The organism is Bernardetia sp. MNP-M8, assembly GCF_037126285.1.
In the GTDB taxonomy this organism is placed as follows: Bacteria; Bacteroidota; Bacteroidia; order Cytophagales; family Bernardetiaceae; genus Bernardetia.
The window spans coordinates 4,316,926-4,330,039 of the sequence record NZ_CP147012.1; the positions used below are offsets into that span (position 1 = coordinate 4,316,926).

At 29.7% G+C, this 13,114-nt stretch carries 12 protein-coding genes; 7 read left to right on the top strand and 5 right to left on the bottom strand.

What is annotated here, in order from left to right; all coding sequences use genetic code 11:
- Positions 1-209 precede the first annotated feature (209 nt).
- Entirely contained in the window at positions 210-1,247 is a 1,038-nt protein-coding gene (gene holA, locus V9L04_RS17525) for a DNA polymerase III subunit delta (RefSeq protein WP_338791221.1), read from the top strand.
- A gap of 93 nt (positions 1,248-1,340) precedes the next feature.
- Here holA and V9L04_RS17530 read toward each other — a convergent pair whose 3' ends face one another.
- Positions 1,341-1,856 carry a hypothetical protein gene (locus V9L04_RS17530; protein WP_338791222.1) on the bottom strand — a complete coding sequence of 172 codons (516 nt, stop codon included), beginning with the start codon at positions 1,854-1,856 and terminating at the stop codon, positions 1,341-1,343.
- 5 nt (positions 1,857-1,861) lie between these two features.
- Here V9L04_RS17530 and V9L04_RS17535 point away from each other — a divergent pair, with 5 nt between their 5' ends.
- Entirely contained in the window at positions 1,862-2,206 is a 345-nt protein-coding gene (locus V9L04_RS17535; protein ID WP_338791223.1) for a hypothetical protein, read from the top strand.
- 52 nt (positions 2,207-2,258) lie between these two features.
- On the opposite strand, the gene V9L04_RS17540 is transcribed toward V9L04_RS17535, so the two are convergent.
- The 3 genes from V9L04_RS17540 to V9L04_RS17550 form a co-directional block, all read right to left on the bottom strand.
- On the bottom strand, positions 2,259-3,578 hold the full coding sequence (locus tag V9L04_RS17540; RefSeq protein ID WP_338791224.1) for an ABC transporter permease: 1,320 nt from the start codon (positions 3,576-3,578) through the stop codon (positions 2,259-2,261).
- Between the two features lie 205 nt (positions 3,579-3,783).
- The gene (locus tag V9L04_RS17545) at positions 3,784-5,208 is read right to left on the bottom strand and encodes an ATP-binding protein (protein WP_338791225.1); all 1,425 of its coding nucleotides are present in this window, start codon (positions 5,206-5,208) and stop codon (positions 3,784-3,786) included.
- Positions 5,209-5,544: 336 nt separating this feature from the next.
- Positions 5,545-6,243, bottom strand: coding sequence for an NAD-dependent deacylase (locus V9L04_RS17550; protein ID WP_338791226.1), 699 nt, complete (start codon positions 6,241-6,243; stop codon positions 5,545-5,547).
- Between the two features lie 366 nt (positions 6,244-6,609).
- On the opposite strand from V9L04_RS17550, the gene V9L04_RS17555 reads away from it, so the two are divergent.
- From V9L04_RS17555 to V9L04_RS17565, 3 genes are all read left to right on the top strand, one after another.
- Complete coding sequence (locus V9L04_RS17555; RefSeq protein ID WP_338791227.1) at positions 6,610-7,875, top strand: mechanosensitive ion channel domain-containing protein; 1,266 nt, start codon at positions 6,610-6,612, stop codon at positions 7,873-7,875.
- Between the two features lie 338 nt (positions 7,876-8,213).
- Positions 8,214-10,505, top strand: a complete 2,292-nt coding sequence (locus V9L04_RS17560) for a restriction endonuclease (protein ID WP_338791228.1) — start codon at positions 8,214-8,216, stop codon at positions 10,503-10,505.
- A gap of 77 nt (positions 10,506-10,582) precedes the next feature.
- Positions 10,583-11,416, top strand: a complete 834-nt coding sequence (locus V9L04_RS17565) for a TIGR02452 family protein (RefSeq protein WP_338791229.1) — start codon at positions 10,583-10,585, stop codon at positions 11,414-11,416.
- A gap of 112 nt (positions 11,417-11,528) precedes the next feature.
- On the opposite strand, the gene V9L04_RS17570 is transcribed toward V9L04_RS17565, so the two are convergent.
- A complete protein-coding gene (locus tag V9L04_RS17570) occupies positions 11,529-12,041 on the bottom strand; it encodes a DUF6252 family protein (protein WP_338791230.1) in 513 nt (170 codons plus the stop codon).
- Between the two features lie 349 nt (positions 12,042-12,390).
- On the opposite strand from V9L04_RS17570, the gene V9L04_RS17575 reads away from it, so the two are divergent.
- Together V9L04_RS17575 and V9L04_RS17580 are read left to right on the top strand one after the other, a co-directional pair.
- A complete protein-coding gene (locus V9L04_RS17575) occupies positions 12,391-12,579 on the top strand; it encodes a hypothetical protein (protein WP_338791231.1) in 189 nt (62 codons plus the stop codon).
- Between the two features lie 38 nt (positions 12,580-12,617).
- A complete protein-coding gene (locus tag V9L04_RS17580) occupies positions 12,618-13,019 on the top strand; it encodes a hypothetical protein (protein WP_338791232.1) in 402 nt (133 codons plus the stop codon).
- The last annotated feature ends 95 nt before the right edge of the window (positions 13,020-13,114 follow it).

Below are 13,114 nucleotides of genomic sequence, written 5' to 3' on the forward strand. Positions count from 1 at the left end.
AAATTAGATAAGTAAATTAAAAGTAGTAAAACCTAAAAGTGGTTTTAACGAACAAATATACTTTATGGTTTACAATGTATATGCCATTTGTAAAATCAGTTTAAAAACACATTTTTGTAAAATCAATTCAACACATACACTCAAATTTAGATTATATTTGTAGAAAAATAGAATAAAATCACTTTTAGCGACGACAAAAAAAACTATTTATGCCAAAAAAGCCAGAAGAAATTTTAAAAGATTTAAGTGCAGGAAAATTTTCTCCTTTTTATTTTTTGATGGGAGAAGAGTCTTTTTATATAGACAAAATTTCAGATTATATTGAGGAAAATGCTTTAGAAAAGTCAGAAAGAAGTTTTAATCAAACAGTTTTGTATGGAAAAGATATTCAGATGAAGGATATTATTTCGCAAGCCAAACAGTTTCCTGTTATGGCAATGCGTCAAGTAGTAATTGTGAAAGAAGCACAGGAAATTAGTGATTTTGGAAGAGAAACTGCCAAAACTCAACTTCAAAGCTATGCAGAAAAAGCAGTTCCTACTACGGTTTTGGTGTTTTTGTACAAACATAAAAAGTTAGCTCTCAATACAAAACTTGCTAAGGCGATAGACAAACATGCTATTTTGGTAGAATCCAAACCACTTTATGAAAACCAAGTTCCTGCTTGGATTGGCAATTACTTGCAACAAAAAAAATATAGAATTACACCTGATGCAACAGCTTGGCTCATTGAAAATGTGGGTATAGAACTCTCAAGATTAGCCAATGAAATAGATAAATTATTGCTCAATTTTGGTAAGGCAGAAGTGGGTTCGCAGCCTTCACAAATCACCACTGAGCTAGTCAAAAAATATATTGGAACAACAAAAGAATATAATGTCTTTGATTTGCAACGAGCAATTGCCCAGAGAAACAGTTTGAAAACACATAAAATAATAAATACATTTGCAGCCAATCCAAAGGACAATCCAGTTATTCCGATTGTTTCTTCTCTTTTTGGATATTTCTGCAAACTTATCTTGATACACAAAAATCAAGGAAAGAGTAATAATGAATTAGCAGGTATTTTGAAAGTAAGTCCGTTTTTTGTCAAAGATTATTCGGCTGCAGCTCGTAATTATAATATTCCAAAAATTTTATTTGTCTTACACGCTCTCCGTATTGCTGATGCACAATCAAAAGGAATAAATAGTAGTGCAAAAGATGAAGAAATTTTGAGAGAATTAGCTGTGCGAATTTTGGGATAAAAAGTGTGTAAAATAGAAAAAAAATGTTTTTTTGCTCTATTTAAATTCTAATAAATACTAAATTTTGACTAAGGAGTTTCCTTATATAAAAAATCACACATTCTCTTTTGTATTATAATCGTAATTCCATTCTAACCTTGTCCAAAGTCCTGCATATTCTTGTAGAAAACTAAATTTATTGTTTTCAAAAAGTATTTCAATTTCTATCACATATTCACTTCTCTTTATTTTCCAGTTAGTATCTGCTAAAACTAGAATATAATTTTTAGGTGTTTTTGATTGCTGAGGAATTATTATAGCTTTATATTCCAAATCAAATGCTTTTTTAGATTTGATACTCTTTTTAGTAATTTTATTTTCTTGAATCAATTCTTGAGCATACTTCTCCAACTCTTGTTTCATTAAAGATATTTCATCTTCACTTATCTCAATAAATTTTTTAAAAGAAGCTTGTTGTTTTTTGCTAAAATTAACTTGATTTTTTTGTTCTTTATTAATCCAAATTTCTGTTTCAAAATTAATAGCAGGAATATATATCTTTTTTGTTGTTATAAGTCCATACTCATTATTTTCATAAACTATTTTAGCAAAATCAAATTTATTATCCATAAATTATGTTTTTCAAAAAAATATTTAAGCCAAAAATAGAAAGAGACAAACTAGAAGCACTGAAAGAAATTGCTTATAAGTTTGATAATCAGATTTTTACAGAAAGTAATTATGACTTTCTATATAATGAACTAGAAAAATTTAATGTTTTGGCTATAAAATATATAACTCAGAATAGTTACATCTTATCTGGAATGTGTACTCTACATATAATACAGCAAAAACAAGAACTAAACAAAGATGTTTTAGAAAGAGAAGGTAAAAATAACGATTTTTTTTGTCAGTATATTTTTCAAAGTATGATAAAAGTAATTGATTTTATTCTATTGAAACATGAGATCAAAGAGTGAAATAACGTATTTCAAACTTCTTACTTCTAAAATCTAACTTCTAATTTTATTTCTAAGCCTTATAAAAAAGCCATTTAGAAACTTCTCTGTATGTTGGTTTTTTTCCGTACATCAAAATTCCTATTCTATAAATTCTTCCTACAAGCCAAGTTGTTCCTAAGAAAGTCAAGAATAAAATAATCATTGATAAAAATACTTCCCAAAGAGGTGGCTCAAATGGAATTCTGACCATCATAATAATAGGGGAAGTAAGAGGAAACATGGAAGCCCAAAAAGCAACTGTTCCGTCTGGGTCATTGACAACCAAACCTATAATTCCGATAGCTGTAATTAATGGAATAGTAAGAGGAAGCATAAATTGCTGTGTATCTGTTTGATTGTCTACAATCGAACCAACAGCACCATAAAGCGCACCATACACCAAATAACCCATTATGAAATAAAAACCAAAAGCTCCAATGATAAGAGGAAAGTTAAGTGTTTGTACAGTTTCTAAAATATTTTGAACAGCCAAATCAGTTTCTAATTGTCCTGCCATTCCTCCAGATTGTGCAATAATAGCTTGTGCTTCTTCTTGAGTCATATTATTTTCTAAGGAAAAAACCGACGAAACTACAAAAAACAGAACTAAACCGAGCACAATCCAAATTAAAAATTGTGTAAAAGCTACACAAGCCACACCAATTATTTTGCCTAACATAAGTTGAAAAGGCTTTACAGAAGAAATAATTACTTCTACAATTCGGTTTGTTTTTTCCTCCATTACACCACGCATCACTTGCGCTCCGTACAAGAAAATGAAAAAATAAATCATCACAGCACTCAAATAAGCAACAATACTAGCAACTGTCGAATCGGTACGAGTTTCTGTTGAGTAGAGAGGAGTAACTTTTAGTTGTACTTTCGTTTTAGCTTCTTTTATCAAAACAGGATTAAGTCCTAATTGAACTAATTTTTTTTCCTCTAGTTTTTTAGCAATTTCTCTTTCAATCTTTTTTTCTAATTGAATAGGAATGTTTTTATCAGCCAAAAGCAAAACACCATCTGTATTATCAGCCGTTATTCCTTTTGGAATCAGTAGTAAAGCATCAAAGTCTTTAGATTTTTCTTTTAAATTTTCTTTTGCTTCTTGAAGATTATTTTGAATAGGATAAATTAACTTGACATTCTCTATATCTGAAAGACCATCTAATAAATTTCCTTCGTCAACTACCTGAACTATAGTTTGTCCTGTGTCTAAAGATGTTAGCCAAGCAGGAATAACCATCAAAGCAACCACCAAAAAAGGAGCTAAAAGTGACATAACAATAAATGACTTTTTGCGCACTCTAGTCAAATATTCTCTTTCTATAATTATTTTTATCTTATTCATTATGTTTTATAGTTAATGCAAAGAAAGCAGGATATTGAAAATTAAAAAATTCCTTTTTTAGTAGTAAACTAAACAAAATGAAGAAATTTATATCCAATCTGTCTATCAAAGGTAAACTATTGTTGGTAAAAGAACAAAATAAAATTTCTATGAAAACGACTTTACAAACTGATTGTAGAGAAGATAATTTTCACAACTAAAAATATTAAGATTGTCCTTTTATCGGAATACAAATCTCAAAAGTAGTTTGTCCGTTTTCAGAATTTACTTTTATGCTTCCATTGTGTTGTTGGATAATTCGGTGGGTAATATCTAATCCTAGACCTGTTCCTTTTCCAATTTCTTTTGTCGTGAAAAATGGGTCAAATATTTGATTAATTATATCTTTTGGAATTCCTCCACCATTGTCTGTAATTTTTGTTAAAACAAAATCATGGTCATTTTTACTTTCTATTTTTAGTTTCCCTTCTCCATTTTCAGGCAATACATCAAGGGCATTATCTATAATATTTGTCCAAACTTGATTAATTTCACCTGCTTGTGCTTCTATTTTTGGTAAATTATCTTCAAAATTTAATTCTACATTTATATTTTTGACTTTAATTTTATGATTGAGCAAAGTCAAAGTATTTTCTATTCCTTCCACAATCGAAACTTGTGTAGCATCCGAACCTTTGTCCATGTGAGTATACGATTTGATAGACTGCACCAAATGACCAATTCTTTCCGAGGCATCTTTTATTTCTTGAATCGTTTTTTCAGTAATTAAATTATTACAAATCCAATTCAAAATAGGACTCAAATGTGCTTCTGAAACAATTTCCTCTACTCTTTCCAAATCATTTATTTCAAAATCATACTCTACAAAAGTTGGAGCAATATCGAAGGCATCTTTGACATCTCTATCTTCCATGTAATCTAACAATTCATCTTCTAAATTACTTTTTTGGAGGATAGATTTTTTAGTTTTTTGAGAAGTATTCTTATCTCTGTTTTTTAAATTATTTATTTTTTCAAATAAAAAATCATTGATTTGATCAACTTGCTCAGGATTTACTTTTATGGAAATTACATCTTTAAACTGCTCTGGTGTGTTTTGAAGATGTTTTTGTAAAGACTCGGCACTTCGTACAACTGCTGAAGCTGGGTTATTGAGTTCGTGTGCTAATCCTGCTGAAAGCTTTCCAAGCGAAACCATTTTTTCGGTCATTTGCTGATTTTTGGTAAACTCTCTCACTCGGGTTGTCATTCTTCTTACAAGTGCTTCTGTAAGTTCATAATTATTTTGGATAAGCTCTTGAAATTTTGTCTTCTCAAAACATAATAACTTTGTGGGTTCTAAAGCAATTCCATAACCTGTCGATTTTGTCATGCGAGAATACGGAAGCTGTCCTGTAATTTCGTGAGGTTCATAAATAGCAAGTTGTCGCATTTGTCCATTTTGAGCAATATAAAGACGAATTCTGCCACACAAAACGATATGCATGCAAGTTATTTCTTGATTTGGTTGAAACAAAAATTCTCCTTCTTCCAAATCTTGACATACTGATTCCTCTAAAAGCCATTCTAATTGATTTTCTGGAACTTCTTGAAAGTAGGGATTTTGTTTTAGGTATTCTAGGTTGCTCATATACTTGATGTTGTTTTTTTGAAAGTGCTACTAATTTAGTGATTTGTTGGGGATTATTCTGTATAAAAGTATAGTTATTTGGTTGTTGGTATCGCTTCGGTAAAACACCCAAAACAACATTGAATTTGAAGTTTTGGCTTTTCATGTCGATGAAAAAATAGAATTTTAATACTAAAAATGCAATGGAACACGGATTTTAATAGATTAAACGATAAAAAACAGATTTCTGAAAATAGCAATAGCACTTATTTATTACCACCAAAAAACAAAAGGCAAGATACATAAAATAGTATTTTGCCTTTCATTCATGAGTTACCATTCAACATTTATAAGTTCTTAGTGCGTATAATCTCTCATCAAGATAGCTTCTAATTTTTTCATTCCTTTTGTTGCAACTTCTTCTATAAAATGAAGATTTGGTAGCGAACGAACAGAAGGAATTTTTGGGTCAATGATATATTTAGGAGTTTGACGAGGAGCATAATCAAGAAGACCAGCAGCAGGATAAACCAAAAGAGAAGTTCCGACCACTACAAAAATATCTGCACCCATGGCTTCCATCATAGCTTGTTCCATCATCGGAACAGGTTCGCCAAACCATACAATATACGGACGCATTTGTGAGCCTTTCGGACATCTTTCGCCCATATTTAATTCCCAATTATCCATTTTAACAATATAGGATTCATCAACCGAACTTCTAGCTTTCATGAGTTCTCCATGAAGATGCAAAACGTGGGTTGAACCTGCTCGTTCATGCAAATCATCTACATTTTGAGTAATGATGGTTACATCAAAGTTTCGTTCTAATTGAGCCAAGATTTTGTGTGCTTCATTAGGTTGTGCATCTAAAAGACCTCTTCTACGCTCATTATAAAAATTTAATACTTTCTGTGGGTCTGCGTCCCAACCTTCTGGAGAAGCTACTTCTTCTACTCGGTGTCCTTCCCAAAGCCCATCAGAAGCTCTAAAGGTTGCAATTCCACTTTCTGCACTTACGCCAGCACCTGTCAAGACTACAATTTTTTTACGCATAGGTATCGATGAATAGGATTTATAAGATATATAAGATTTTAGATTGCGAAACTTCCGAAACATTTATTAAGTCAATTTATAACCTAAATTTGATGATAGTTAAATAACTTAATTTCAAATTTTGATTGAATTTCAAATGAATATAATATGTATTTTTTTATTGCATCATTTTAATAATACAAAATGCAAAGTTCTCAAAATAATTTGAAATAGTGGTATATAATTTTGAATAATTTAGTTTTATACTATAAATAATAATAGAATCAGAATAGAGATGCAATGAGTTTGAATTTCTTCTATTTTTTAAAGTTCTTTGTTCTATAACCGTATTTTAGCTATTCATGTTTTCAAATTTTAAATCTAATTATGCCTACTCCAGAACAAATTATACATTATTTTTATCGTCTATTTCGCAGTGCAGGTGTAGAAGTAGAGACGGCAAAATTCTTAAATGCGTTCATTTGCATCATTATTTTACTCATTGTAGTTTATATTTTAGATCGTATTGTTAAGCAGCTTTTTGTAAATCTGATTACAAAAATCTCTACCCGAACTAGAAATCAATTTGATAATTTTTTGGTGAAAAATAATGCTGCTGGACTTACAGCACATCTTTTTATACTTTTATTTATCGTCTATGCACTGCCTTTTGTGCTTTGGGATTTTCCTCAAACATACATTTATATAGAAAAAGCTGTCGATATATTTGGAGCGTTTGTAGTGGTTTTGTTAGTTCAGAGCGTTTTGAGAACTTTTAGTGATTATCTCAAAACGATGCCTACTTTTAGAGATAAGCCAATTCATAGTTATGTGCAAGTTTTTATGATTTTTGCTTGGTTGGCTGCTATTGTTTATATTTTTACAATTCTGACAAACAAATCTCCTTGGACATTTTTTTCTGCGTTGGGTGCGCTTTCTGCTGTAATTTTACTCATTTTTAGAGATACAATTTTGGGTTTTGTGGCAAGTATTCAAGTTACGGTTAATGATATGGTCAGAATTGGAGATTGGATAACAATGGAAAAATATGGTGCTGATGGCGATGTGATAGAAATTAGTTTAGCCACTGTAAAAGTTCAGAATTTTGATAATACTATTACAACTATTCCTACTTATTATCTGATTTCAGATTCATTCAGAAACTGGCGAGGAATGCAAAAAGCAGGTGGAAGAAGAATAAAACGTTCTATCCTTTTGAAAGTATCTAGTATTCATTATTTGAGTGAAGAAGATATAAAAGAACTCAAAAATATTGATTTGATAAAAGGCTATTTGGAAACCATGGATAGCGAAGTAAACAATTACAACAAAGAACACAACAGTAACAAAACACTTCTTTTAAATGGAAAAAACATGACAAATTTGGGTGTTTTCAGAATTTATATTGAAGAATATCTCAAACAAAATCCTCATATTAATAATGATATGCTGATGATGAGCAGACAACTAGAAGCTACTCCACAAGGTGTTCCTTTAGAAATTTATGCCTTTAGTAAGAGTAAAGAATGGTTAGAATATGAAAAAGTAGTGTCTGATATTTTTGACCATTTGTTTGCTGCTGTTCCTTATTTTAATTTACATCTTTTTGAAGCTCCTTCGAATGTTTTGGCGATTACTAGAGAGAAGAGGTAGGGATTAATTATGAATTATATTTACTTCTTCTAAGTCCAGCCTAAACGTTATTAATTTAAGCATTTTTTCAACCGTCAACGAGGCTAAAGCCGTCGTTGAGGTAAATAATTTAGTTCTCGTTGACGGCAAAGTCTCAACGACGGTTAAACAAAGAAGCAAGACTAAAACCTCCAATTCCTGCACACAAATCTGCAAATATGAAATTATTTTTTTTTGTTTTCATGGCGTGAAGATAGGAAATTAAAGAATTAAATAAACATCTATTTTTTTTGATTGAATTTACTAATATATTTATTATTTTGCATACTTATATTTATAAATTTAATTATTGAATAATAATGAATAACTACGACTTCTCAACTCTTAATGATAAAGAATTTGAAACTCTTGTAAAAGATTTGTTGAATGCCAAATTTGGGTTTGAATTACAAGATTTCAAAAAGGGAAGAGATAAAGGAATAGATTTGAGATATTCAACCTCTGAAAATGATAATTCATTAGTAGTACAAGTCAAGCATTATGTAAACTCAAAATATGCGAATCTAAAATACGGTATGATAAATACTGAACTTCCAAAAGTGAAGAAACTCAAACCAAGTAGATACATAGTGGTAACATCTTTAGAGTTATCCCCTCAAGAAAAAGATGAACTAAAAAAGGAGCTAAAACCATTTATTTTGAGTTCACAAGATATAATTGCAAGAAATGAACTCAATAGTTATTTATCTGAAAATAAAGAAATTGAAAAGAAATATTTCAAGTTGTGGTTTTCAAGTATAAACGTGTTTAATTCTATTCTAAATAATGCTGTTGAAGGTAGAACAAGATTTTTGCTAGAAAAAATAAAAAGAAAACTTCCATTTTATGTTCCTACTAAAAAAACAGATGACGCAAACAGAATATTGGAAAAGGAAAAGCTGTTACTTATAACAGGTCAGCCAGGAATTGGTAAAACTACCTTAGCAGAAATTTTGTTACTTGACAAAGCTGAAAAAGGATATAAAATATATCAAATTGAAAACGTAAGAGATGCAGAAGACGTTTTTTCTCCAAACCCTGAGCAGAAACAGCTATTTTATTTTGATGATTTTTTAGGAGCAAATTATTTAGAGATAGTAAATGCTGACAAAACAGAAACACAACTAACTAATTTTATTGATAGAGTTAGACATTCAGAAAATAAGTATTTAATACTGACAACCCGTACAGTAATTCTCAACTATGCAAATGAAAAGTATGAAAAAATAAGTCGTGCATCTTTAAAAAGAGATAAGTTTGAAATAGAATTAACAGATTACAATGATTACCAAAAAGCTCTTATTTTATACAATCATTTATATTTTAATCAAATTAGTAATGATTTGTACGAAATTATTATTCAAGAAAGATTTTATTGGAATATTATAAAACATAAAAATTATACTCCTCGCCTTATAGAATTTTTAGTAGAGAAAAGAGAAATAGAAAACTTAACACCTGTTGAATATAAAGAGATAATAATAAATAATTTAGAATACCCTAAAAAGATTTGGAAAAAATCATTCGAAAATCAAATATCTGATTTAGATAGATGTTTATTGTTTACCTTATTTAGTTTTGAAGTAGAACCAAAAGTAGAAGTATTGAGAGAAGCTTATAAAAGTAGATTAAATTTTGAGATGAAAGAATACAACCTATCTATAAGTTCTAATACTTTTGAGAAATCAATTAAAATTCTACAAAATGGGTTTATTTTGTCAAAGATTTATAGTAGAGATTCTAATTCACAACACTTTGGTTTTATTAATCCATCATTAACAGATTTTCTAATTTCATATATTGAAGAATCTTATTCAACAAAAAAAAATATAATTTCTAGTGTCCTTTACATAGAACAGTTGGCGAAATTTAACCCCAATAAGAAAATATTTATACTTGATGAAGAATTTCAGAGAATAATTTTCAATAAAATAAGAAATAATGAACTTCAAAGTATAAATAAGGATAAAGAATATCTTACTGACGACTCAAATGTTATACAATGTATAAGAATATTAATAAATTATTGTGATTCTATCGATACTGATGAAGTGCTGTTAGAGTATGTACAAAAAATTGACTTGAATTCTCACTTCTTATTTGTATATAAAGATATTATGATAATGTTAGAATATGCCAATAAAAAGTGTTTTTCTTTTTTTAAAGAAAATTTTATTCTCATAATAGAAAAAGTTCTAAAATTAATTGATGATCAGAGTGATGCTGAAGTTCTTGTTGATTTATTTTATAAATATAATGACTATGATGACTACATTTTAGATGAATCTAAACAGGAAAAAATATCTAACATGATAGAAGTAATTTTTGAAAGTGAAAAGGAAAGAACTAAAAATAAGTTAGAAGAAAGTATTTTAGATATATCAGAGATAGAAGAAGCTAATACAAAACTACAGGAATTTTTAGATGAATTACATGAATTTTTACTTCCTGATGTAGAACTTAATTTTAGCGTTGATGAATTTTACACAGAAGATTGGATGGACATAGTGGAAGAGAATAATAATTATAATGACGATTATGAAGATGACGTGTTATTCAATATTGGCAATGACATAAATCCATCTTATGATATAGATGACTTATTTGATTAATAAAAACGAACTAAAACCCCACAAAAAACTGTTTGTATAGAAATCAAAAAAACAACTAACAACTAAAACAAACAGAAATGCAAAAATCAAGACGTATAAGTATTGCAAAAGATACCGTTGAGGTAATCAAAAATGGTTTTTATATCAATCAGAAAAATGAAAAAGTAGATATTTCAGAAATTCAAGAATACGCACAGAGAAATTCAGAGCTTTTTGAAGCAAACGATAATTTTATGTTAGAAGCTCATTATGAGCCTTTAAAAAGTGTAAAAAAAAAGTATTATACTCAAAACGAATCGGTTATGGTCGTCATTGATAATCTGTTGAAGGCGAATAATGAACCTGTTTTTTGTCTAAATTTTGCTTCTGCCAAAAATATTGGAGGTGGTTTTCTGACAGGTGCACAAGCACAAGAGGAATCTATCGCACGAGTAACGGGACTTAGTGCATGTTGCTTTGAGTTTTTTGAAGAATATTATCAGTTTCATCGCAGTCGAAAAAGTATGCTTTATACTGATACGATGATTTATTCGCCTAACGTTCCGATTTTTAAAAATGATGAAGGAGAATATTTAGACAAACCACAAAAAGTAAGTATTCTGACTTCGGCTGCCGTAAACGCAGGAGTGGTAAAATGCCAAGAAAGAGATAAAATAGAGCAAATTATTCCTGTTATGTATCAGCGAACCGAAAAAGTATTGGCTATCGCTCATCGTAACGGCTACAAAAATTTAGTTTTGGGTGCGTGGGGCTGTGGTGTTTTTCAAAACGAACCTGCTGATATTGCCAAGATTTTTCACGACCTTTTGACTACAAAATTTGAAAACTGCTTCGAAGAAGTTGTCTTTGCCATCAAAACCAATCAAGAAAAAATTATTAATCCTTTTTTGAAGTATTTTCCTGAATATTAAAGTGCTTTATGAAACAATGTCAAAATAAAAAAAGCAAAATCTAAAAATAGAATTTGCTTTTTGATAAATACTTTCTTACCCAAAGTAAATTTTTACTACTACTATCAAAAAACTAGATTTTTACATTAAATTTCCCTTCTGTAATTGTTCTTGTTTCAGAGCCATTACTTCCAGTAAATTCAAATGTTCCTTTTGCTCTTCCATCTGCTACTTCTGTGATATTGACTTGTCCACTTCCCAAAATAAAGTTTGCTGTAAAAATTTTATCAGCTGTAGTTCCTTCTGACCAAACAGCAGTACTTGCTGGCGAATTAAAAGTATATGTCCCTGTTCCTTGATAATCTGCAATAACAATATTAATCTGACGAACTGAAGAAGAAGAGTTTGCTGTTCCTGCAAAAGTAAAAACACCACCCGAAATGGTTGCTTGTACAGCTAAAGTAGCTTCAAAAGCTTGTCCATCTACTTTTGCAGACATACTTCCTCCTGCTAATTCTGTTCCTTCGTTTGGATTTTCATCCTCGTCATCATCTTTACAGCCTACAAAAGCTATTGAACAAACTAAAAGAAGAATGAATAATTTGCTAAAATTAAATGCTGAAAATATTTTTTTTGTGGTTTTCATAAATTTGGTGTTTTAAGATTTTGTAAAAATTATCTTTTTTGTATAAAACTATAAAACAAATTTACAAGTCTTTTGAAACAAAGTCCATACGTAGTTTTGGGTATTTTTAAAGGTTATTACGGTTATTTTTGTATAACAGTCTTCTAGACTGTTGAATTTGATAAAATACTGTTTTTGATGTTCAGACTGGAAGTCCTTTAGGTTTGTAGTTATTATGTAAAGTTGCAAAATCAATGTTTTTTTCTTTTTTTGTAATAAAGAAAAAACGTGGCAGAAAAATAGGCGAATTATTGGAAGTCTAGGAGATAAAGGCAGAATTGTTGATGTTCTACCAGCAGCTGATATAAGAATGACACCAGCTACAACAGGTATTTTAATTACTTCCGTACAACATAATTTTTACAGAAATGTAGAAAAAGTAAGCGATGAAGAAGGCAACGAATATCCTACTGTTGAATTAGCTATCCAATATCTAACTGAAAATTTAGGACTTTCCAAAACAGAAGAAACAAGAGAATTTTCAGACGAATTCTCTTAAAAAAACAACTATTAAAAACCACTTACTTAAAAAATATTATGGGACAAATCACAACCCTATCAAACGATTCTTTACTAGATAATGTCAAAAAAGGCGTTACAGCAGCTAAATTAAAAGCTATTCATACGCTTATTGATACTGAAATTACAAATAAAACAACTGAAATTTTACGACCTGTTTCAGTTGTTGGAACTTCTACAAGTTCTATTTTGAATGTTGCTAATCCTTATCCTTCAAATACGCTTTCAAAAATAGCTATCTACAAACAAATTTATGTCAATGGAGTGGACACAGAAATAGGCTATGAGGAAAAAATACCTACAAAAATTACTAAAAATGTAGCCTTAACAAACGATAGCTACAAAATTGAAGGACTTGATGATGGAAAATATCATGTTGTATTCAATCCAGCAGCTACATTTATTCCTTATACAGTTTAATTAACCAATAAAGAATAATTAAAAAAAATACTTACTTAAAAATAATTGGAACAATGGGGGCAATAAAAATAATATCCGACCAAGTCATACTTGAT

What these genes read in the sequence shown, in the direction of transcription:
- V9L04_RS17580 (WP_338791232.1), top strand. Translation starts at nt 12,618, where the DNA reads ATGGGACAAATCACAACCCTATCAAACGATTCTTTACTAGATAATGTC.
- V9L04_RS17560 (WP_338791228.1), top strand. Translation starts at nt 8,214, where the DNA reads ATGAATAACTACGACTTCTCAACTCTTAATGATAAAGAATTTGAAACT.
- V9L04_RS17575 (WP_338791231.1), top strand. Translation starts at nt 12,391, where the DNA reads ATGACACCAGCTACAACAGGTATTTTAATTACTTCCGTACAACATAAT.
- V9L04_RS17550 (WP_338791226.1), bottom strand. Translation starts at nt 6,243, where the DNA reads ATGCGTAAAAAAATTGTAGTCTTGACAGGTGCTGGCGTAAGTGCAGAA.
- V9L04_RS17570 (WP_338791230.1), bottom strand. Translation starts at nt 12,041, where the DNA reads ATGAAAACCACAAAAAAAATATTTTCAGCATTTAATTTTAGCAAATTA.
- V9L04_RS17545 (WP_338791225.1), bottom strand. Translation starts at nt 5,208, where the DNA reads ATGAGCAACCTAGAATACCTAAAACAAAATCCCTACTTTCAAGAAGTT.
- V9L04_RS17535 (WP_338791223.1), top strand. Translation starts at nt 1,862, where the DNA reads ATGTTTTTCAAAAAAATATTTAAGCCAAAAATAGAAAGAGACAAACTA.
- holA (WP_338791221.1), top strand. Translation starts at nt 210, where the DNA reads ATGCCAAAAAAGCCAGAAGAAATTTTAAAAGATTTAAGTGCAGGAAAA.
- V9L04_RS17565 (WP_338791229.1), top strand. Translation starts at nt 10,583, where the DNA reads ATGCAAAAATCAAGACGTATAAGTATTGCAAAAGATACCGTTGAGGTA.
- V9L04_RS17530 (WP_338791222.1), bottom strand. Translation starts at nt 1,856, where the DNA reads ATGGATAATAAATTTGATTTTGCTAAAATAGTTTATGAAAATAATGAG.
- V9L04_RS17540 (WP_338791224.1), bottom strand. Translation starts at nt 3,578, where the DNA reads ATGAATAAGATAAAAATAATTATAGAAAGAGAATATTTGACTAGAGTG.
- V9L04_RS17555 (WP_338791227.1), top strand. Translation starts at nt 6,610, where the DNA reads ATGCCTACTCCAGAACAAATTATACATTATTTTTATCGTCTATTTCGC.